Origin of the sequence: Streptomyces sp. CC53, assembly GCF_001865245.1 — a bacterium.
GTDB lineage: Bacteria > Actinomycetota > Actinomycetes > Streptomycetales > Streptomycetaceae > Streptomyces.
The window spans coordinates 73,255-92,869 of the sequence record NZ_MKXB01000141.1; the positions used below are offsets into that span (position 1 = coordinate 73,255).

Annotated in this window: 19 protein-coding genes and 1 riboswitch; of the genes, 8 read left to right on the top strand and 11 right to left on the bottom strand. The window is 73.7% G+C overall.

Annotated features, from left to right (window positions below; all coding sequences use genetic code 11):
- Window positions 1–175: 175 nt before the first annotated feature.
- The 5 genes from BJP40_RS34270 to BJP40_RS13735 form a co-directional block, all read right to left on the bottom strand.
- The gene (locus BJP40_RS34270; protein WP_177204378.1) at window positions 176–352 is read right to left on the bottom strand and encodes a hypothetical protein; all 177 of its coding nucleotides are present in this window, start codon (window positions 350–352) and stop codon (window positions 176–178) included.
- Entirely contained in the window at window positions 349–576 is a 228-nt protein-coding gene (locus tag BJP40_RS13720) for a hypothetical protein (RefSeq protein WP_071280603.1), read from the bottom strand. Before BJP40_RS13720 ends, BJP40_RS34270 begins: the two co-directional genes overlap by 4 nt.
- A gap of 477 nt (window positions 577–1,053) precedes the next feature.
- Window positions 1,054–2,235 carry a helix-turn-helix domain-containing protein gene (locus BJP40_RS13725; RefSeq protein WP_071280604.1) on the bottom strand — a complete coding sequence of 394 codons (1,182 nt, stop codon included), beginning with the start codon at window positions 2,233–2,235 and terminating at the stop codon, window positions 1,054–1,056.
- Between the two features lie 56 nt (window positions 2,236–2,291).
- Window positions 2,292–2,933, bottom strand: coding sequence for an HAD family hydrolase (locus BJP40_RS13730; RefSeq protein WP_071280605.1), 642 nt, complete (start codon window positions 2,931–2,933; stop codon window positions 2,292–2,294).
- Between the two features lie 743 nt (window positions 2,934–3,676).
- The gene (locus tag BJP40_RS13735) at window positions 3,677–4,159 is read right to left on the bottom strand and encodes a flavin reductase family protein (RefSeq protein WP_268985980.1); all 483 of its coding nucleotides are present in this window, start codon (window positions 4,157–4,159) and stop codon (window positions 3,677–3,679) included.
- A 397-nt stretch (window positions 4,160–4,556) separates the two neighbouring features.
- Here BJP40_RS13735 and cdgB point away from each other — a divergent pair, with 397 nt between their 5' ends.
- Both cdgB and BJP40_RS13745 read left to right on the top strand, forming a co-directional pair.
- Entirely contained in the window at window positions 4,557–6,242 is a 1,686-nt protein-coding gene (gene cdgB / locus BJP40_RS13740; RefSeq protein WP_071280606.1) for a diguanylate cyclase CdgB, read from the top strand.
- A 99-nt stretch (window positions 6,243–6,341) separates the two neighbouring features.
- The gene (locus BJP40_RS13745; protein WP_071280607.1) at window positions 6,342–7,304 is read left to right on the top strand and encodes a CBM35 domain-containing protein; all 963 of its coding nucleotides are present in this window, start codon (window positions 6,342–6,344) and stop codon (window positions 7,302–7,304) included.
- Window positions 7,305–7,488: 184 nt separating this feature from the next.
- Here the strand turns inward: BJP40_RS13745 and BJP40_RS13750 are convergent, their stop codons facing one another.
- The 3 genes from BJP40_RS13750 to BJP40_RS13760 form a co-directional block, all read right to left on the bottom strand.
- Window positions 7,489–8,415 (bottom strand): 1-phosphofructokinase family hexose kinase, encoded by a 927-nt coding sequence (locus tag BJP40_RS13750; protein ID WP_071269418.1) that lies wholly within the window; start codon window positions 8,413–8,415, stop codon window positions 7,489–7,491.
- Between the two features lie 142 nt (window positions 8,416–8,557).
- On the bottom strand, window positions 8,558–9,745 hold the full coding sequence (nagA, locus tag BJP40_RS13755; protein ID WP_071280608.1) for an N-acetylglucosamine-6-phosphate deacetylase: 1,188 nt from the start codon (window positions 9,743–9,745) through the stop codon (window positions 8,558–8,560).
- On the bottom strand, window positions 9,745–10,710 hold the full coding sequence (locus BJP40_RS13760; protein WP_071280609.1) for an ROK family protein: 966 nt from the start codon (window positions 10,708–10,710) through the stop codon (window positions 9,745–9,747). The genes nagA and BJP40_RS13760 overlap by 1 nt, the downstream gene beginning before the upstream one ends.
- A 163-nt stretch (window positions 10,711–10,873) precedes the next feature.
- Here BJP40_RS13760 and BJP40_RS13765 point away from each other — a divergent pair, with 163 nt between their 5' ends.
- The 3 genes from BJP40_RS13765 (at window position 10,874) to otsB (ending at window position 13,724) form a co-directional block, all read left to right on the top strand.
- Window positions 10,874–12,163: an extracellular solute-binding protein gene (locus BJP40_RS13765; RefSeq protein ID WP_226962595.1), complete on the top strand. Its 1,290-nt coding sequence runs from the start codon at window positions 10,874–10,876 to the stop codon at window positions 12,161–12,163.
- A gap of 398 nt (window positions 12,164–12,561) precedes the next feature.
- The gene (locus tag BJP40_RS13770; RefSeq protein ID WP_071280611.1) at window positions 12,562–12,822 is read left to right on the top strand and encodes a DUF3263 domain-containing protein; all 261 of its coding nucleotides are present in this window, start codon (window positions 12,562–12,564) and stop codon (window positions 12,820–12,822) included.
- A 38-nt stretch (window positions 12,823–12,860) separates the two neighbouring features.
- A complete protein-coding gene (gene otsB, locus BJP40_RS13775; RefSeq protein WP_071280612.1) occupies window positions 12,861–13,724 on the top strand; it encodes a trehalose-phosphatase in 864 nt (287 codons plus the stop codon).
- Here otsB and BJP40_RS13780 read toward each other — a convergent pair.
- The 3 genes from BJP40_RS13780 to BJP40_RS13790 form a co-directional block, all read right to left on the bottom strand.
- Window positions 13,710–14,273 carry a Uma2 family endonuclease gene (locus BJP40_RS13780; RefSeq protein ID WP_071280613.1) on the bottom strand — a complete coding sequence of 188 codons (564 nt, stop codon included), beginning with the start codon at window positions 14,271–14,273 and terminating at the stop codon, window positions 13,710–13,712. The genes otsB and BJP40_RS13780 overlap by 15 nt on opposite strands.
- 110 nt (window positions 14,274–14,383) lie before the next feature.
- Entirely contained in the window at window positions 14,384–15,784 is a 1,401-nt protein-coding gene (locus BJP40_RS13785; RefSeq protein WP_071280614.1) for a trehalose-6-phosphate synthase, read from the bottom strand.
- Between the two features lie 45 nt (window positions 15,785–15,829).
- Window positions 15,830–16,786, bottom strand: a complete 957-nt coding sequence (locus tag BJP40_RS13790) for a glucosyl-3-phosphoglycerate synthase (RefSeq protein ID WP_071280637.1) — start codon at window positions 16,784–16,786, stop codon at window positions 15,830–15,832.
- A gap of 169 nt (window positions 16,787–16,955) precedes the next feature.
- Window positions 16,956–17,096, top strand: a riboswitch (SAM riboswitch).
- 18 nt (window positions 17,097–17,114) lie between these two features.
- On the opposite strand from BJP40_RS13790, the gene thrC reads away from it, so the two are divergent.
- From thrC to BJP40_RS13805, 3 genes are all read left to right on the top strand, one after another.
- Complete coding sequence (gene thrC / locus BJP40_RS13795) at window positions 17,115–18,425, top strand: threonine synthase (protein ID WP_071280615.1); 1,311 nt, start codon at window positions 17,115–17,117, stop codon at window positions 18,423–18,425.
- Window positions 18,426–18,462: 37 nt separating this feature from the next.
- On the top strand, window positions 18,463–18,741 hold the full coding sequence (locus BJP40_RS13800; RefSeq protein ID WP_071280616.1) for a MoaD/ThiS family protein: 279 nt from the start codon (window positions 18,463–18,465) through the stop codon (window positions 18,739–18,741).
- A gap of 409 nt (window positions 18,742–19,150) precedes the next feature.
- Complete coding sequence (locus tag BJP40_RS13805; protein ID WP_003953467.1) at window positions 19,151–19,354, top strand: cold-shock protein; 204 nt, start codon at window positions 19,151–19,153, stop codon at window positions 19,352–19,354.
- Window positions 19,355–19,615 lie beyond the last annotated feature (261 nt).

The following is a 19,615-nucleotide window of genomic DNA, read 5'->3' on the forward strand; positions in this document are numbered from 1 at the left end:
CTCGGCGCAGGCCCGGCACAGCAGGTCACGCCCGTGCGAGGTCAGGCGGATGTGCTGGACCGGCTCGGTCCAGCACGCTTCGCACAGGGCGGTGTCAGTGGGGCGGAGGTCGCCCGGGTGGACGGTCTGGATCATGCGTCTGCTGGCTCTCTGCTCGTCGACGGTGGATCGGGGGTCAGCGACCGGCGGGGCCGTTCGGGTGGCTGCGCGGCCGCGGGGCCGGGGGCCGGCAGGTGGGGTGCCGGTAGGCGTCCGGGCGGGCGCCCGACGCGGAGAACCCCGGGATCGCGACGGCCTCGCCCTCGATCAGCCGCCCGCAGTGCACACACCAGCGGCGCACCGGATACGTCACGGCGCCTCCCCGACACCGCGGGCCTGGCAGCACGGGGCGCAGCCCCACACGGTGGTCGAAAGGTCGTGGACGCCCGCGTACTCCTCGACGCGGGCCACCGGCCGGGCGCCAGGCTCCATCAGCAGGACCTCGCACCAGACGCACGCGCGGCCGTGGTACACGTCCCACGACAGGCCCGTCACGGTCTGCGGGACGGCGGGCAGGGGCTCGGCAGCGGCGGTCATCCGCTGCACCTCGTGGTGTGGCAGCGGACGCAGACCCGCAGCGGGAAGCGGCGGGGCAGCGGCCGGGCGGTGCCGGCGGTCAGCTCGACGGCGCAGTCCGCGCACTGTCTGCCCCGGCGCTGCCGGTCCGTCAGCGGGGGCTGTGGGGGCCCGGCGAGCGCGGGCGCGGCCAGCCACGTTGGCGGCGGGCCCACAGACGGCGGCACGGTCACGGCTGCTCCCGATGGTCGCCGCACACCACGATCGGCCACACACGGCCCGACCCGGGCAGCGTGATGTGCCCGGCAGCGTGGAGCGTCGTAGAGGCGGCGCCACACAGCCAGCACGCCAGGCCGTGGAGGCGCACGATGCTGACCGGGGCGGGCGGAGGCGAAGCTGTTCTCACCAGGGACTCCCATCTGTCTGCCGCTCGGTACGGACAGATGGTGTCCCTCGGAAAGGGGCACAAGTGACACACCTTGTGTCACCCCTGCGGGGTCAGACGGCGCCGATCCACTCCGCGAAGCTCGCCAGCGACTCCGTATCGGCCCGCCGCAGTCGCCGCAGTGTCGCCGCGGTCTCCCGGGCCCACGGGTGCTCGCGGGTGTGCTGCGGCGCGAACCGGCGTGCCACCTTCAGCGACTCGAAGGCGGGCCCCATCTGCCCGCACCAGAGCTGCGCACGGGCCAGCTCGATGTAGAACCCGGACAGCCGCTCAGCGGGCAGGTCCGCGGGCGGCTGCCACTCTCGGGCCAGGTTGAGCGCGTCCGCTGCGTGATCGCCGCCCAGGCTCACAGCCACCGACGCGCGATGGATCCGTACGGAGTCAGGGCCGAATGCCGTACCGCCGAACACCCCCTCGCGGACCCGGGTGGCGAGCTGCTCGGCCTCATGAAGGTGCTCGGTAGCGGCGTCGGCGTCCCCGGCACGGCCGGCGATGACGGCTGCGCGCATGCAGAGGGCGCCGCGCGCCGCGGTCGCCTGCTCCGTGGTCGGCCGCGGCGCCTGGTCGATGGCGTGCTCCAGGGCGCGCAGCCCCGCCTCGTGGGCTCGGGCGGAGAAGAAGGTCTCGGTGCGCACGTAGGCGGTTGCGGCCGAGACGACGGGGTCGTCCGTCTGCGGGGCGGCCCAGCGCATCACGTCGATGAGCCGCGCGGACAGGTCCCGGGCTCCGAACTTGTAGGCGACCGCGTCGCCGGACCGGGAGGCGGAGACGAGCACGCGCGCGGCCCGGGTGCGCTGTCCCGCGGTGGCAGCGTGCAGCGCTGCGGCCGCGTCGGCGACGAGGGTCGGTGCGGCCTGCGCGAGGTTCACGTACTGGGCGTTGAGCCGCCACGCTTCCGCCTCGGACGCGGCCTGCTCCAGCTCTGCCAGTTCCCGGCGGGGAGCCTCCATCGGAATGTCGTAGGCGGCGATGGCCGCGGACAGGGCCGGCAGGGCGGCGCGCACGCGGCCGTCCGTCCGGGTCTGGTCGGTAAGGAGCTGGCTCGGGTCCAGGCCGAGCGCGGTGGCGATGGCGTCGAGAGTGGCGTCCCCTGGCGCGCGGCTTCCCTGCTCGATCTTCCGCAGCATGCTGAGCGACACGTTGGCGGCTGCGGCCAGCTCGGGCTGGGACAGGCGACGCGCGCGCCGGGCCACGGCGATACGGCGTCCGACCTCGTACATCGGGTCCGCGGGCATGCGCGCACCGTACCGGCCGTGTCACGCATCTGGTAGGCGAATGTGTAGGGTCCCGCCTACGAGGTGACGATCGGCAGCAGCTCGTGCAGAGAGCGGATCGAGTAGTCCGCCACTGCTACGACTTCGGGGGCGTCCGCCCACAGGTGTCCCCACGGACCGCGCCGCAGATGTGCCGTCAGCAGCCCAGCAGCCGCCGCAGGGTGGATGTCGTTCACCGGGTGGTCCCCGACGTACAGCGTCTCGTACGGCAGCACCTGGGCAGCGTCCAACACCTGGGCGAAGAACTCCGCCGAGGGCTTCGCGCACCCCCACTCGCCGCTCGTCGCGATGAAGTCCACGGGCAGGTCCAGCGCGCGCAGCAAGGTCCCTGCCCGCGCGGTCTGGTTGCCCGCCACCACCACCCGCACCCCAGCCTCGCGCAGCGCAGCGAGGACCGGGCGCACATCGTCGTAGAGGTCGCTCTCGTCCAGCACCTCGCCCTGACCGGCCGCCTCCCGGGCCTTGTACTCGGCGGCGACATCGATGCCCGGCCGGAGTAGGCGCAGCGCGTCGGCGTTGTCTCTGCCTTGCGCGACAACGGCGCCGACGAGGGCGGCGAGGGTGTGGCGTGGGACGCCGAGCCAGTCCGCCCAGCCGCCCCAGTGCCGGTCGTCGCGTACGAGGGTCTCGCCGATGTCGAGTGCTACTGCGCGAATCATGGCCGCAGCCTAGCCAGAGCGGACGGTCTGGCATCGGCTGAATCCGGGCATGACGAAACCGCCCCCTGCCCACCCCACATGGGCCCACATGGGGAGAGCAGGGGGTGTCGTCGTGCAGGTCGGCGTCCGGCGAGTTCGTACAACGTCGGCCCCAACGCGGCCACCGGCACCGCGGGGGCCGGCGACGGCAGCGGCTACCGGCCCCGCTCCAGCGCGTCGAGGCGCGTCTCGTGATCGGCGAGCTGCCGGTCCGTCTGATCCGAGCGCTGCACCGGGAGAGCGAGCTGCCCGTCTATGCGGGTGAACCCGTCCTTCGGGGGCGGGAGTCAGGGGGCGGGACCGCCCCGGCCGGTGAGGCTGTACGGGTTGCCTCCGCCCGTGTGCGCCTCGCACCCGGTACGTCGGGCGGCGGGGCACGGCCCCGTAAGCACGCGCCGCGGACTCCTACGCCGCGCCCTGCGAGTGTCCCAGCAACCGCGGCCCCGTAAGCACGCGGCGCGGACGGCGCCCGTGCCCGGCAGCGGGGGCCGACCACGCGTGGCGGCCGTCCGCGGGGACCGATGCGCGCGGGGGTCACCGCGGCGGCAGCCCGTACGCCGAAGGGGGAGCCCGCCCCCGGCGGCGGGGGCCGGCATCGGAGGCGGGCACCCGCAGGGGATGCCGCGGCGGCGACGCAGGGGTCGGCCGCCAGGGCGGCCACCCGTCGGGGCCGGTGCGCGGAGGGGTCACCGTGGCGGCGCGGTCTACCCCAGGTGCCGGTAGCGGCCGCGGAAGTACAGCAGGGGCGAGCCCTCGCCGCGGGGGGACGTGGCGGACAGCACCCGGCCGACGACCAGGGTGTGGTCGCCCGCCTCGACGCGCTGCTCCGTGCGGCACTCCAGGGCCGCCAGCGCCCCTTCCACCAGCGGCGCGCCGGACCGCTCGCCGCGCGTGTGCGGCAGGTCCGCGAACAGCAGCCGGTCGCTGAGCCGGCCCTTCATCGCGAAGCGGGACGCGACCTGCCGCTGGTCCTCGGCCAGGACCGACACCGCCCACAGGGGCTGCTCGGCCAGCAGGTCGTCCATGCGGGAGCCGGACCGCACGCTCACCATCACCAGCGGCGGGTCCAGGGAGACCGACACGAACGCGGTCGCGGTCATGCCGGCGTCCTCGCCGGGCGGTCCGTCCGCACCCAGCGGCGGCTCGACGGCCGTCACCAGGACCACGCCCCCGGCCAGCCGGGACATGGCGGCGCGGAAGTCGTCGGGGCTCACCTCCCCAGCATCCCCCGGGGCGGGGCCGGGGGCGGAGGCGGGCACGGGAAGCGGGCTGCGGGTTGTTGGCGACACACTCGAAACGCTAACCTCGCCCGCCACCCGGTCGCATCGGGCCGGGGAACCAGCCCGGGCCCCGCCGCGGTCCTAGGACCCGGGTCGATTTGCGTTCACTAACCCTTCGGGCAACTCGCGGAGCGCCATTGGGCTGGACCTCACCTTGTGTGACTTGAGTCACAGAGCGCAGTATTTGTTGACCCTGTGTACCGAGTGCACAGCTCGCTGTGATTCAGTGGCGGTGCGCCACACACATGTATGCCGATCACACCGCCTGGAGTTGTTGCTGTCGAGGTCTCGGGGAGAGCGAACGATGGAGACCGAGTCGGAGCCGTACGTCCGTCTTGCGACCCTGCGGCAGCTGCACCAGGTCGTCGCCACCCTGAACACGGCCCGCAGCCTGGCCGACACCCTGCAGACCGTCGCCGACGGCGTCCTCACCGGACTCGGCTACGAGCTGGCCTGCGTGAACCTCGTCCGCCCCGACGGCGACCTGGTCGTCGCCGCCTTCGCGGGCAACGCGGCGGCGGAAGCGCTGATCACCGGCCGGGTCGGCTCCCGTGCCTCCTGGGACCGCCGCCTTGCCATGGGTGAGGCGTGGGGTGACCTGCGGTTCATACCGCACACCGAGGGCTGGGTGCTGATAGACGACGACGTGCCGCAGTGGCACACCGACGGCCCCGAGCCGCGCTTCGAGGACGAGTGGCACCCCCGCGACCGGCTCTACGCCCCGATGTACTCCTCCGGCGGCAAGCGCGAGCTTCTCGGCGTCATCTCCGTCGACCGGCCCCGCAACGGCCGCCGCCCCGGCGCCTGGGGGCGGGAAGCGCTGCAAATGTATGCTTCCCAAGCCGCTATTGCGATCAGTAATGCGCGTCTTCGCGCAAACATGCAGCGCGCTCTGGTCCGCCTGGAGCGGGAGCAGCAGGCGCTGCGGGCCAGCGAGGAGTCGTTCCGGCAGGCCTTCGAGTACGCCCCGTCCGGGATGGCCATCGCCGAGATGGGCGGCGACCAGCACGGGCGGATCCTGCGCACCAACGACGCGCTGTGCCGGCTGCTGGGGCGGCCCGCGTCCGTGATGCGCCGCTACTCCTTCGCCGACCTCGTCCACCCGGAGGACGTCGGCACGCTGCTGCGCACCTCGGCGGAGGGCGGCCGGGCCGAGCTGCGGCTCGCCCGGCGCGACGGCTCGTACGTGTGGGTGTCGCTGCGCAACTCCGTGGTGGCGGACACCGCGGACGGCCCCCGCTTCCTCCTCACGCACGTCGAGGACATCGAGGAGCGCAAGCGGCACGAGCTGCAGCTCGCCCACCGCGCCTCGCACGACGCGCTGACCGGCCTGCCGAACAGCGCCGAACTGCGCGCCCGGCTCAGTGCCCGGCTCTGCTCCCGGCCCGGCGGCCGGGCGGTGCGCGCGACGGCGGCCGACGCCGCGGCGTACGAGGGCGGCTACGCGGTGGACGCCGCCACGTACGACACGGACCACGACTACGAGTACGGCTACCGCGGGGACGGCTTCGACTTCGACCCGTCGTCCGCCGGTGCCCCGTACGACGCGCACGTGCACGCGGTCGCGCCGAGCGGCGACCTCGACGAGGGCACCAAGGGCCTGGCGGTGCTCTTCTGCGACCTGGACGGCTTCAAGTCGATCAACGACAGGTTCGGGCACCACACCGGGGACGCGGTGCTCATCGAGGTGGCGCGGCGGCTGACGGCCGGCGTCCGGGACGGCGACACGGTGGCCCGGCTCGGCGGTGACGAGTTCGTCGTCCTCGCCGACGGGCTCGGCGCCGCGGACGCCGCCGACCTGGCCCTGCGGCTCCGCAACGGCATCATCCCGCCGATCCGGGTGGACGGCCGGGCGGTCCGCGTCGGCGCCAGCTTCGGCATCGGCTGGGCGGAGTGCGGCATGTCCGTCGAAGAGGTCCTGAACTCCGCCGACCAGCGGATGTACATGGAGAAGCGCTCCCGTGCCAAGGTGCACCGGAGGGCCGGCTAGCACCCGCCGGGACCTCGCGGCCCGTCGCGCTCCCCCGTTCGGGGTAGGCTCGCCGAGGTCGGTGACCCCTCGCGAGCACGGATGAGGAGTGAGGCAGGGATGGCTGCCGGTAACAGCGGCAACGGCACGGGGACGCCCGAGGACGACGACCCCTTCGGCTATCTGTACGCCGACGGCCAGGCATCGGGTGCCCAGGCGCAGCGCCAGGGCGGCTACGGCTACCCCGGTCCCGCCGCAGCCCCGCAGCCGGGGCGGCCCCGCACCTCGTACAACCAGGTCAGGGCGGTCGGCGAACGCCAGTACGGCCAGCCCCAGCCTCCGCAGCAGTACGGCCAGCAGCCGCCGCCGCAGTACGGCCAGCCGCACGCCCAGTACGCCGCGCCCGAGACGTATCCGGGCGGCGCACAGACCCGGCCGGTCCCGGTGCAGGGCGGTCGCGGCGGCGGCCCCAACACGCGGGGTCTGCTGATCGGCGCGGTCGCGGTCGTCCTGGTGGTGCTGGCCGGCATCACGGTGGCGCTGCTCACCAAGGACTCCGAGGACAAGAACGCCGACGCGCGGCCCACGCCGTCCGCCCCCGCGGCCTCGCAGCCCGAGGGCTCGCCGAGCCCCGAGCCCTCCGGCTCCGACGACTCCACCGGCGGCGAACTGCCCAAGCGCGACGCGGCCACCCTGGAACTGACGCCGCCGGCCAAGCTGGCCAAGGACATCGAGGGCGCCGAGGGACCGGGCGGCGCCTACGTGGCCGATTTCAACGCGGTCGGTGCGGCGGTCACATGGCGTGCCAACGTCGAGCGGGCGGGTGACTACCGGCTCTACGTGCGCTACGCCATTCCCGCGGTGGATGCCAACGCCACGCTGACGGTGAACGGCAAGGCGAACAGCAACCCGCTCGGTCTGAAGAACTTCATCAGCTCCACGGACCCGGCGTGGGAGAAGAACTGGCAGACCACCTGGGCGCCGCTGACCCTCAAGGCGGGCGAGAACGTCGTGACGATCTCCTGCGGCGAGGGCAACCAGTGCAACGCCATACTGGACTGGCTCGAGGTCCGACAGGGCTGATCCGGGACGGCGGGTCCGTACGACCCGCGGGAGGCCGACCACACGGTGGGGCCGCGGCGCAGAAGCCGTGGCCCCACCGCCTTTTTCGCCCGTTGCCCCGCTTCCCCGGGCGGCCGGCCCGGTTCCGGCACCGGGCCGGCCGCCTCGGGCCGCTGCGGCGCGTCCGGTGTCCGCGGCCGTCGGTTCAGGCCGCCGCGGCCTGTTCCGTCACCGTGACGCGGGGCCGGAGGTCCGCGTACGCGTCCGGGTCGTACTCGCCCGCGACGGGCGCCAGCACCGCCGCCGCTGCCAGCGCGGCGGCGCGGGCCAGCCGGTCGGGCCAGGGGAGGCCCTCCACGGCGGCGGACAGCAGGCCCGCCACCGCCGCGTCGCCCGCGCCCGTCGGGTTGCCCCGCACCGGGGCCGGGGGAGCGGCCTGCCAGGTGCCGTCGGGGGTGACGGCCAGCAGGCCGTCCGCGCCCAGGGACGTGACGACCGCGTGCGCGCCCCGGCGGCGGGCGTCCCGGGTGGCGCGCAGCGGCTCGCGGCCACCGGTCAGCGCGGCCAGCTCCTGCGCGTTCGGTTTCACCACGTCGGGGCGGGCGGCGATGCCGCGGCGCAGCGGCTCCCCGCTCGTGTCGAGGAGCACCGGGACGCCGGCCGCGCGGGCGCGGCGCACCAGCGGGGCGTAGGCGCCGACGTGGACGCCCGGGGGCAGGCTGCCGCACAGCGCGACCGCACGGGCCTGCGGCAGCAGCTCGTCGTAGACGGCCAGCAGTGCGGCCCATTCGGCGGCGGAGACGACGGGGCCCGGTTCGTCGAACCGCGTCGCCTCGCCGCCCGCCGTGCCGGCGACCGTGACCGTGCGGCGCGTGGCGCCCGCGATGGGGACCAGCGCGTCCCGCACGGGCAGCGGGGCGAGCAGGCCGCGCAGCACCTCACCGGTCGGCCCGCCCGCGAAGCCGGTGACGACCGCCTCGTGGCCCAGCGCGGCCAGCACCCGCGCCACGTTGACGCCCTTGCCGCCGGGGCGCTCGGCGGCCTCGGCGACCCGGTGCGCGGTGTGCGGGACGAGGGCCGGGACCGTGTAGGTGAGGTCCAGCGCGGTGTTGAGCGTGACCGTGAGGATCACCGGTTCCCCCACCCCCGGGAGTCGTGGACCGGTTTCCCTCAGGTGTCCGGCCCGGAAAATTTGCGGTGCACGATCATGCCAAACGCACGGCGGCCGGCCCAGTCCCCCGGGCCGGCCGCTTCGCCGCGATCCGCGCGCGCAATCAGCCCAGTTGGGGCTCAACCACCCATTCGCCGCGCCGCATGACGCCCTTGAGGACGAAGTCGGCGTCCAGGACGACGAGGTCGGCGTCCTTGCCCGGCTCCACGGAGCCGATCCGGTCGTACAGCCCCAGCAGCTTCGCGGGGTTGGCGGACAGGGCCTGGACCACGTCCTCGACGGGCAGCCCGTCGACCGTGGCCGCCCGGCGGAACGCGGTGTCCAGGGTCAGCGTGGACCCGGCGATGGAGCCGCCTTCCACGAGCCGCGCCACGCCGTCCTTCACCTCCACCTCCAGTGGGCCGAGGTGGTACACGCCGTCGCCGAAGCCCGCCGCGTCCATGGCGTCGGTGATGAACGCGACCCGCCCGGCGCCCGCGTGGCGGAACGCCAGCTCCAGGGCCGCGGGGTGCAGGTGCGTGCCGTCGTTGATGAGTTCGACGGTGACCCGCTCGTCCTCCAGGAGGGCGGCGATGGGGCCGGGGGAGCGGTGGTTCAGCGGCGGCATCGCGTTGAAGAGGTGCGTGGCGACGGTCGCGCCCGCCTCGATCGCCTCGACGGTCTGCTCGTACGTGGCGTCGGTGTGGCCGACCGCCGCGATGACGCCGTGCTCGGCGAGGAGCCGCACGGAGTCGAGACCGCCGGGCAGTTCGGTGGCGAGGGTGACCATGCGGGCGTGGCCGTGGGAGGCGTCGATCAGCTTGCGCACCTCGGCCGGGTCCGGTTCGCGCAGCAGCGCCTCGCTGTGGGCGCCCTTGCGGCAGGGGGAGATGAACGGGCCCTCGAAGTGGATGCCGGCGATGTCGCCCTGTTCGGCCAGCTCGGACAGTTCGGCGGCGCGGTGCGCGAGGAAGGCGAGGTCGCCGGTGACGGTGGAGGCGACGAGGGTGGTCGTGCCGTGCAGGCGGTGCGTGCGGATGCCGTGCAGCACGTCGTCCAGGCTGCCCGAGGTGAAGGAGGCGCCGCCGCCGCCGTGGTTGTGGAGGTCGACGAAGCCGGGGACCAGCCAGTGCCCCGTGAGGTCCAGCGCGGGGGCCCCGGCCGGCTCGTCGGTGCCCGCCGGCTCGGCGGCGGGTCCGGTGACGCTCTCGATCGTCCGGCCGCGGACGGCGACCCGGCCGCCGTCGACGATCCCGCCGGGCCGGACCACGCGGGCGCCGGCGAGAACCTTGAGGGGGTCGTGAGCGGCCATCAGGCGTTACCTTCCGAGTCGGTGGCGGCGGGGCCGCCGGTGGCGGCGGTCGCGAGGAGGTCCCAGGCGAGGAGCCCCGCGCCCAGGCAGCCTGCGGTGTCCCCGAGGGCCGCGGGCACGATGGAGGGCAGCTTCTGGAACGTCACGCGCTCCTCGACGGCGGCCCGGAGGGGTGTGAACAAGGTTTCCCCCGCCTCGGCGAGCCCGCCACCGATGATCAGGGTGCGCGGGTCCAGCAGGGTGAGGGCGGTCACCAGGCCGTCGGCGAGCGCGTCGACCGCGGTGGTCCACACCCGTACGGCCACGGGGTCGCCGTCCTCGACGGCCTTCGCGCAGTCGGCGGCGTCCGCGGCGGGGTCGCCGCTCGCCTCCGCCCAGGCGCGGCTCACCGCGGCGGCGGAGGCCAGGGTCTCCAGGCAGCCGCGCTGCCCGCAGCCGCAGGCGGGGCCCCCGGGGCGGACGACGATGTGCCCGATCTCGCCGGCGCAGCCGTGGGCGCCCGCCTCGATGCCTCCGCCGATGCCGATGGCGCCCGCGATGCCCGTGCCGAGCGGGACGAACAGGAACCGGTCCGCGCCGCGCCCGGCGCCGACGCGGCCCTCGGCGAGCCCGCCGGCGCGCACGTCGTGGCCGAGGGCGACCGGCAGTCCGCCGAGGCGCGCGCCCAGCAGGGAGCGCAGCGGGACGTCCCGCCAGCCGAGGTTCGCGGCGTACACGGCGACGCCTTCGTCCGGGTCGACGATGCCGGGCACGGCGACGCCCGCGGCCGCGGCGCGCACGCCGTACCGCTCCTCGCCGGTCGCGAGGAGGTCGGCGGCGAAGCCGAGGATCGACTCCACGACGGCTCCCGGACCGCGCTTGCGCCCGGTGGGCCGGCGTGCCTCGTACAACAGCGAACCGTCCGCCCCTACCAGGGCGGCTTTCATCCCGGTGCCGCCCACATCGAGGGCGATGACGTGTTCCACGGGACCCAGTGTCGCCCGAGCAGCGCGAAAGGTCTAGTCCACTTGGCGAGGATTGTTGTCGCGCCTTACAAATCCGTGAGGCCCCCGTGGTTTAGACCTAGGTGTAGACCTCTTATCCTTCGGGTGAACGCGAAAACGCAGCTTGGATAAGGGTGGTACGGCCGTGCAGCGACGCCGCAACAAGGGACTGACCGCGGCGCTGGCCGCACTGGGCGTCACCGCGACGCTGGCACTGACCGGCTGCGGGGCCGACGGGGCCGGCGACACCGTCACCCTCCGGCTCGTCGCCGCCGACTACGGCAGCGGCGAGGCCAACACCTCGAAGAAGTACTGGGACGACCTCGCCCGCGCCTACGAGGCCGAGCACGCGGGCGTGAAGATCGACGTCACCGTCCTGTCCTGGAAGGACGTCGACCGCGAGGTCTCCGAGATGGTCGCCCGCGGTGAGGCGCCCGACCTCGCCCAGATCGGCGCCTACGCCGACTACGCCCGCGCCGGCAAGCTCTACCCCGCCGAGAACCTCGTCTCCGTCCCCACCCAGTCGAACTGGCAGCCCCTGCTGCGCCAGGCGGGCGAGGTCGACCGCGTGCAGTACGGCATGCCCTTCGGTGCCAGCACCCGCCTGCTGTTCTTCAACGAGGACCTCTTCAGCAAGGCCGGCGCCAAGCCGCCGAAGACCTGGGAGGAGCTCCGGAAGGCCGCGCGGCAGCTCAAGGCGAAGGACGTGACGTACCCCTTCGCCCTGCCGCTCGGCTCCGAGGAGTCACAGGCCGAGACCATGATGTGGCTGCTCAGCGGGGGCGGCGGCTACCGCGACACCACCGGCACGGCGTACCAGCTCGACTCGCCCGCGAACGTGTCCACCATGACGTGGCTGAAGGACGAACTGGTCGGCGAGGGGCTGACCGGCCCCGTCGCGCCCGGCAAGCTCGACCGCCAGCAGGCGTTCGACGCCTTCGTGCGCGGCGAGGTCGGCATGCTCAACGGCCACCCCACGCTGATGGAGACCGCCGAGAAGGCCGGGATCAAGGTCGGCAAGGTCCCGCTGCCCAGCCGCGACGGCGAACCCACCGCCACGATGGGCGTGGCCGACTGGATGATGGCCTTCAACCAGAACGGCCACCGCAAGGAGATCGGCGCCTTCCTCGACTACGTCTACGAGGACAAGAACGTGCTGGCCTTCTCCGACCGCTACGACCTGCTGCCCGTCACCGTCACCGCGGGCGAGACGATGGAGGCCGACAAGAAGCACGCGGCCCTCAAGCCGTTCCTGGAGCAGATGCCGGGCTCCGAGCTGTACCCCGTGGGCGAGAAGTCCTGGGCCAAGGTCAGCGAGAGCATCAAGAAGAACATCGGCCGCGCAGTCGAGCCGGACGGGAACCCGAAGGCCGTCCTGGAGGACATAGCGAAGGACGCCCGCAGCGCGGAGAACCAGACCGCCGGCGAGAACTGACCGGCCGCCGCCCCGGCACGGTGTGCCGCACCGGCGGCCCGCGTCCGGCGCCGGTGCGCACCGGGGCCGACGGCGGCCGGTGCCGCCTTGCAGGCGGCGCGCCGGGCCTCTCGGGCGGCCCGCGTCCGCGTCGGGGTGTCTCGGGGGCTGAGGTGGACACCGTCGGCGGGCCCCGCCCGGTGGGGGGCTCACGCCTCTGGGTCTGCGTCGGGGCGCGACGGGTGTGGTGGTGGCCGGCACCGCCCGAAGGGTGGTGCGCCGCGCGCCCCTCGGCGGCTCGCGTTCGCGTCGGGGCGCCCGGGTCCGCGGCGGTCGGCGCCGACCGGTCCCGCCCAGTCGGGGCGCCGCTCCCGGCGGCCCGCGCTGCGGTGTCGGCGGGGTGTCGTAAGTTTGCTGATATGACCGCCGAGGAACCGCCGGGGCCGGCGCGCCCCCGCCCGCTCAGTGAGCGCGAGCGCGCGGTCCTGGCGATGGAGCGCCGCTCCTGGCCGGGGCCGGGCGCCAAGGAGCGCGCCATCCGGGAGCAGCTGGAGCTGTCGCCCGTGCGGTACTACCAGGTCCTCAACGCCCTGCTGGACGACGAGGCCGCGCTCGCCCACGACCCCGTCACGGTCAACCGCCTGCGCCGGGTGCGCGCGCTGCGGGAGTCCCGCCGCTAGGGGTGTCGGGGGCGCGGGTTGTGGATAGATACGCACACATGTCCACGATTCCGGAACACCCGGCGCCGGATCTGCCCCGCCCCGCCACCGCCGAGGGCCGGGCGGGCCTGGCCGCGATCCTGGCGCACCCCGGCAAGGCCGTGGTCGCCGTCGACTTCGACGGCACCCTCGCGCCCATCGTCCCCGACCCCGAGCGGGCCCGCGCCCACCCGGGCGCCGTACCGGCACTGGCCGCACTGGCGCCGCACGTAGCGGCCGTCGCGGTGGTGACGGGCCGCCCGGCCGAGGTCGCCGTCCGGCACGGCGGCTTCGCCGGGGCCCCCGGCCTGGAGCGCCTGGTGGTCCTCGGCCACTACGGCGCCGAGCGCTGGGACGCCGCCACGGGCGAGGTGCGCGCCGCCCCGGCGCACCCCGGCGTGGCCGCGGCCCGCGCCGACCTGCCCCGCCTGCTGGAGCACAGCGGCGCGGGGCCCGGCGTCGTGATCGAGGAGAAGGGCCGGGCGGTCGCCGTCCACACCCGCCGCGCCGACGACCCGCAGGGCGCCTTCGACGCCCTGGCCGAGCCCCTCGCCGACCTGGCCGCCCGCCACGGCCTCGTCCTGGAGCCGGGCCGCATGGTGCTGGAGCTGCGCCCGCCCGGCATGGACAAGGGCAGGGCCGTCATGGACCTCGCCCGCGAGACGGGCGCCGGGGCCCTCCTCTACGCGGGCGACGACCTGGGCGACCTGCCCGCGTACGCGGCCGTCGAGAAGCTCCGCCGCGAGGGCGTCCCCGGCCTGCTGCTGTGCAGCGGCAGCGACGAGGTCCTGGAACTCGCCACCCGCGCCGACCTCACCCTCCAAGGACCGGAGGCGGTGGTCGGCTTCCTGGGCGCCCTGGCGCGCCGCCTAACCGCCGAGTGACGAGGTGTCCAGCTCGATGCCGAACGGCTCGGGAAGACGGACCGCGGTGCCGTACGGATGCGGTCCGTCCACCCGCGTGTAACCGAGCCGCCCGGGCTCGGAGAACAGGGTGACGCTGCGCTCCTGCACGTCGACCAGCAGGTACAGCGGCGCGCCGTACTCCGCGTACCGCTTCCGCTTGACGACCCGGTCCGTGTCGCCGTTGGACTCGGAGGTCACTTCCATCACCAGGAGCGTCTGGTCGGGCAGCAGGGCCTTCGCACCCCTTCTCGCTTCGGCCGGTACCACGGCCAAGTCCGGGACGAACCAGTTCGGTGAGCCCGGCAGGTCCAGGTTCCCCGCACCGGTCATGCACCCGAGCTCGCGTGCCCGGGGCCTCAGCTGGTCACGGATCTCCTCGACGGCACCCTCGTGCTCCCAGGTCGGCGGCACCTGCTCGATGACCCCTTCGACGATCTCGACGCGATCGCCCCTGATGTGCTGGATCGCGTACTTGAGAGCGCGCTCCGGGTCCGCGACGACGCGGTAGTCGTCAGGTGCGGTTGCCATGCGACATCCCTTCCACGAGCCATGACACGAGTAGGCATAGCACCAGCGTGCACCGGCGGCTGCCCGGTTCCCCTGAGCATCGCCCGGACGAGTGCCCGCCCCGCCCCGGTTCAGCCCCGCAGCGCCTCCAGCTGGTCGAGGAACCACCGCTGCGGGGGCAGCGCGGTCGCCGCGGCCGCCAGGCGCTTGGTGCGCTCCGCCCGCTCCGCCTCCGGCATCGTCAGCGCCTCGTGCAGCGCCCGCGCCGTCGCCGTCACGTCGTACGGGTTCACCACCACCGCGTCGTCGCGCAGCTCCTCGTGCGCACCCGCCTCCCGCGACAGCACCAGCGCGCAGCCCGCGTCGGAGACCACCGGGACCTCCTTGGCGACAAGGTTCATGCCGTCCCGGATCGGGTTCACCAGCGCCACGTCCGCCAGCCGGTACGCCGCCAGGGAACGGGCGAAGTCGTCCTTCACGTGCAGGACGACCGGCGTCCAGCCCGGCACCCCGAACTCCGCGTTGATCTCGTCCGCCAGCCGGGACACCTCCGCGGTGTACGCGCGGTACACCTCCAGGTCCTGCCGCGACGGGTACGCGAACGCGATGTGCACCACCCGCTCCCGCCACTCGGGGCGCTCCTCCAGCAGTGCCCGGTACGCCAGCAGGCCCCGCACGATGTTCTTCGACAGCTCTGTGCGGTCCACCCGGACGACCACCTTGCGGGACGGGTCGCCGATCTGCTCGCGCAGCAGCTCCATCCGCTTCGCCACGTCGGGCTGCCGCGACCGCGCCCGCAGGAAGTCGGCGTCCGCGCCCAGCCCGTGCACGCCCAGTTCCGTGCCGCCGGTGGAGCCGACCACCCGCTCGCAGCAGGCGGCGAAGGCGTCCGCCCACCGGTGGGTCAGGAAACCGAGCCGGTCCGCGCCCAGCATGCCGCGCAGCAGTTCCTGCGCCACGTCGTCCGGCAGCATGCCGAAGTAGTCCGGCGGCGCCCACGGGGTGTGGGAGAAGTGGCCGATCCGCAGGTCGGGGCGGAGTTCGCGGAGCATGCCGGGCGCCAGCGCCAGGTGGTAGTCCTGGATCAGCACCGCCGCGCCCGGTGCCGCCTGGGCGGCCAGGGCCTCGGCGAAGGCCCGGTTGTACGTGCGGTACGCGTCCCAGTCCCGGCGGAAGCCCGCGTCGAAGGCCGGCTCCAGCGGCGTCTGGTACAGCATGTGGTGCACGAACCACAGCACCGAGTTCGCGATCCCGTTGTACGCGGCGTGCTGCACCTCGGACGGGATGTCCAGCATGCGGACGCCGTCCTCGCCCGTGCCCCGCCGGACCGCCTCCCGGTCCCCCTCGCCCAGGGCCGCGCACACCCACAGCGCGCCCGCGTCCGGGCCGATCGCGGACAGGCCCGACACCAGCCCGCCGCCGCCCCTGCGCGCCTCCAGCGAACCGTCGCCCCGCAGCGCGTAGCTGACCGGGCCCCGGTTCGAAGCCACGAGAATTCCGTAAGCCGTGCCGTTCGCCGTCTCCGAAGCCATGGACACGAACCTAGCCGCCGGCAGAAACGCTCAAACGTACGGAAATCAAGCCACGCGACGCTTTTGCGCGTACTCCGCGACCTCCCGCATCGGCGGCCGCTCCTCCGTGTCCACCGCGTGCGTCCGCGGCACGAAGCCGTCCTCGCCCCGGTCGAACTGCGTCAGCCGTGGCCGTACGAGGTGCCCGCGGGTCAGCCGCGCCTGCGCCGTCCGGTAGATCGCCGCCGCCATCCGCCCCAGCGCCCGGTCGTCCTGGTGCCGGTGCAGCCGCACCCCCACGTCCACCTGCGCCAACGCGTCCAGACCCACGGTGTGCAACGCGTCCACCAGCAGCCCCAGCTCCACCCCGTACCCCACCGGGAACGGCAGCCGCTCCAGCAGCGAGCGGCGCGCCGCGTACTCCCCGCCCAGCGGCTGCACGAACCCGGCGAGCTGCGGCCAGTGCAGGTTCAGCAGCGGCCGCGCCACCAGCTCCGTCACCCGCCCGCCCTGCCCGCCCGCCGGGCCGGAACCCAGCGGCCGCTCGTACATCGCCTTCACGAAGGCCACGTCCGGGTCCGTCAGCAGCGGGCCCACGATGCCCGTCACGAAGTCCGCGCTGAACTCCCGCAGGTCCGCGTCCACGAAGCAGACCACGTCCCCGCCCGTCACCAGCAGCGACCGCCACAGCACCTCCCCCTTGCCCGGCACGGCCGGGATCCGGGGCAGCACGTCGTCCCTGGCCACCACCCGCGCGCCGGCCTCCGCGGCGACCTTCGCCGTGGCGTCCGCCGACCCCGAGTCGACCACCACCAGCTCGTCGACCAGCGGCACCGCCTCCGACATCAGCTCGCGGCGGATGACCGCGACGATCTCCCCGACCGTCGCCTCCTCGTTCAGCGCGGGCAGCACCACGCTCACCGTCGTCCCCTGCGCCCGCTTGGCGGCGAGCAGTCGCTCGACCGGCCGATCGTCCACCTTCCAGGACCGCCGGTCGAGCCAGCGCTCCACCTCTTCCAGCACCCGCGCCCACTCCTCGTCCTCGGCCGTCCGGACCCCGTTGTGATCCATCTCGCGAGTCGGACGCCTATCTCAGGCATCCACCCCGTCGGTTACAGTCTTGAACAACGCGCAGGACGGCCGCATGCCGGGTCCGCCCCGGCCACCGTGTCCCGCGCCGACAACTTCACACCGCTCATCCAGAGGGGCAGAGGGACACGGCCCGATGAAGCCCCGGCAACCCTCCAGCCGTCCGCTCGCATCCGCGAGGCCACGGCTCGGGAAGGTGCCAAATCCGTCTCATGGCGAAACGCGCCAGTGAGAAAGATGAGGAGAAAGGGCCTCGCCTCCCATGGCTGTGCAGACCGACGCACCCACCACCAGCACCTCCACCGCTTCCGGTGCCGCCTCCGTCGACCTCGGGCCCGCCTCCGGCCTCTCCTGCCGCGAATGCGGCGAGCGCTTCGCCCTCGGCCCGATCTTCGCCTGCGAGCAGTGTTTCGGCCCCCTCGAAGTCGCCTACGACCTGCCGACCGGTGACCCGGAACGCCTGCGCAAGCAGATCGAGGCCGGCCCCGCCAACATCTGGCGCTACGCCCCGCTGCTGCCCGTCCCGGCCGACGTCGCCGACAAGCCGAACCTCAACCCCGGCTGGACCAAGCTCGTCAAGGCCGACAACCTCGCCCGCGAACTCGGCGTGACCGGCGGCCTGTTCGTCAAGGACGACTCCGGCAACCCCACCCACTCCTTCAAGGACCGCGTGGTCGCCCAGGCCCTGGAGGCCGCCCGCGCCTTCGGCTTCACCACCCTGTCCTGCTCCTCCACCGGCAACCTCGCCGGCGCCGTGGGCGCCGCGGCCGCCCGCGCCGGCTTCCGCTCCTGCGTGTTCATCCCGCACGACCTGGAGCAGGGCAAGGTCGTCATGGCCGCCGTCTACGGCGGCGACCTCGTCGGCATCGAGGGAACGTACGACGACGTCAACCGCTTCTGCAGCGAGCTCATCGGCGACCCGGTCGGCGAGGGCTGGGGCTTCGTCAACGTCAACCTCCGCCCGTACTACGCCGAGGGCTCCAAGACCCTCGCGTACGAGATCTGCGAGCAGCTCGGCTGGCGGCTCCCCGACCAGATCGTCGTCCCCATCGCCTCCGGCTCCCAGCTCACCAAGATCGACAAGGGGCTCCAGGAACTGATCAAGCTGGGTCTCGTCGAGGACCGCCCCTACAAGATCTTCGGCGCCCAGGCCGAGGGCTGCTCCCCGGTCTCCGCCGCCTACAAGGCCGGTCACGACGTCGTGCGGCCCCAGAAGCCGAACACCATCGCCAAGTCGCTGGCCATCGGCAACCCGGCCGACGGCCCGTACGTCCTCGACATCGCCCGCCGCACCGGCGGCGCCGTGGAGGACGTGACCGACGAGCAGGTGGTCGACGCGATCAAGCTGCTGGCCCGCACCGAGGGCATCTTCGCCGAGACGGCCGGCGGCGTGACGGTCGGCGTGACGCGCAAGCTCATCGAGAACGGCGTCCTCGACCCGGCCCTCACCACCGTCGTCCTCAACACCGGCGACGGCCTCAAGACCCTCGACGCGGTCTCCCCGTCCACCGGCCCGACCGCCACGATCCGCCCGAGCCTGGACGCGTTCCGCGCCGCCGGCCTGGCCCACTGAGCACCCCGCCCGCCTGAGCACCCCCGGAGACCCGCACATGAGCGTCAACGTCCGCACCCCCCCCATCCTGCGCACCTACACCGGCGGCAGGGCCGAGGTGCCCGCCGAGGGCGGCACCCTCGCCGAGGTCATCCAGTCCCTGGAGCAGAACCACCCGGGCATCGCCGCCCGCGTGCTCGACGACCAGGGCCAGCTGCGCCGCTTCGTGAACGTCTACGTCAACGACGACGACGTGCGCTTCGAGGGCGGCCTCGCGACCGCCACCCCGGAGGGTGCCGGCGTCTCCATCATCCCGGCCGTCGCCGGCGGCTGCTGACCGCGAGGACGGCCCTCCCGCAGCGCCCCCTCCGCGAAAAGCGGAGGGGGCAATTCTGCGTGGTTAGGCGCGGTAGAGTTGGGGAAGTCCCCATCGCCGCTTGTGCCACGCGCATATGCGAATGCGCCCGGGCACGACAAGATGAAGCCAAAATGCCTCCGCCTAATGCGGCTTTTGGGCGCTTTGACCGGCCCGACTTGCCCTGGCTTGTTGTCGTTTCAGCCACTTTTTCCGATCACTGGTGCTCGGAATTCTCGTCCGAATGACCTGTTGCAGAGGGCAGTTGGGCAGATACATTCAGCCGCGGTCGACGCGTTCCGGCGCACGCTCACTCCTGTCGGTGAGCGAGGTCTGACCCGGGTCCGCGAAGTGCGGTCCTGTGCAAGGGCCAGTAATAGGGGAGTTAGGCATGGCTCAGGGCACCGTCAAGTGGTTCAACGCGGAGAAGGGGTACGGCTTCATCGCGGTCGACGGTGGTGCGGATGTATTCGTGCACTACAGCGCGATCCAGATGGATGGCTACCGCACCCTGGAGGAGGGTCAGCGGGTCGAGTTCGAGATCTCGCAGGGCCAGAAGGGGCCGCAGGCTGACATGGTCAAGCTCACGGCCTGACCGCAACGCGTTTCGGCCGAACAGAACCGAGCGGAGGGCTCGGCTCCCACGTGGAGCCGAGCCCTCCGTCATGTCCGCGGTGGCCGGCGGCCGGCGGTCGGCCCCCGGGTGCCCTGCGGGCTGCGGACGCCCCCGTGGGGTGTGGGGTGCCGGGTGCCCGGGCGGGCGAGGTGAGGGGCGGCGGGGTGTGGGTGGGGCCGAGGTGTGTGAGGGGTTTGAGGTGTGCGAGGGGCGCGGGGTGTGGGTGGGTCTGAGGTGTGC

Bases quoted from the DNA above. Each gene is read 5' to 3' on its own strand.
- BJP40_RS13730 (WP_071280605.1), bottom strand. From the start codon at position 2,933: ATGATTCGCGCAGTAGCACTCGACATCGGCGAGACCCTCGTACGCGAC.
- BJP40_RS13770 (WP_071280611.1), top strand. From the start codon at position 12,562: ATGACCGCCGAGGAACCGCCGGGGCCGGCGCGCCCCCGCCCGCTCAGT.
- thrC (WP_071280615.1), top strand. From the start codon at position 17,115: ATGGCTGTGCAGACCGACGCACCCACCACCAGCACCTCCACCGCTTCC.
- BJP40_RS13745 (WP_071280607.1), top strand. From the start codon at position 6,342: ATGGCTGCCGGTAACAGCGGCAACGGCACGGGGACGCCCGAGGACGAC.
- BJP40_RS13785 (WP_071280614.1), bottom strand. From the start codon at position 15,784: ATGGCTTCGGAGACGGCGAACGGCACGGCTTACGGAATTCTCGTGGCT.
- BJP40_RS13800 (WP_071280616.1), top strand. From the start codon at position 18,463: ATGAGCGTCAACGTCCGCACCCCCCCCATCCTGCGCACCTACACCGGC.
- BJP40_RS13805 (WP_003953467.1), top strand. From the start codon at position 19,151: ATGGCTCAGGGCACCGTCAAGTGGTTCAACGCGGAGAAGGGGTACGGC.
- nagA (WP_071280608.1), bottom strand. From the start codon at position 9,745: ATGGCCGCTCACGACCCCCTCAAGGTTCTCGCCGGCGCCCGCGTGGTC.
- otsB (WP_071280612.1), top strand. From the start codon at position 12,861: ATGTCCACGATTCCGGAACACCCGGCGCCGGATCTGCCCCGCCCCGCC.
- cdgB (WP_071280606.1), top strand. From the start codon at position 4,557: ATGGAGACCGAGTCGGAGCCGTACGTCCGTCTTGCGACCCTGCGGCAG.
- BJP40_RS13725 (WP_071280604.1), bottom strand. From the start codon at position 2,235: ATGCCCGCGGACCCGATGTACGAGGTCGGACGCCGTATCGCCGTGGCC.
- BJP40_RS13720 (WP_071280603.1), bottom strand. From the start codon at position 576: ATGACCGCCGCTGCCGAGCCCCTGCCCGCCGTCCCGCAGACCGTGACG.
- BJP40_RS13735 (WP_268985980.1), bottom strand. From the start codon at position 4,159: ATGTCCCGGCTGGCCGGGGGCGTGGTCCTGGTGACGGCCGTCGAGCCG.
- BJP40_RS13780 (WP_071280613.1), bottom strand. From the start codon at position 14,273: ATGGCAACCGCACCTGACGACTACCGCGTCGTCGCGGACCCGGAGCGC.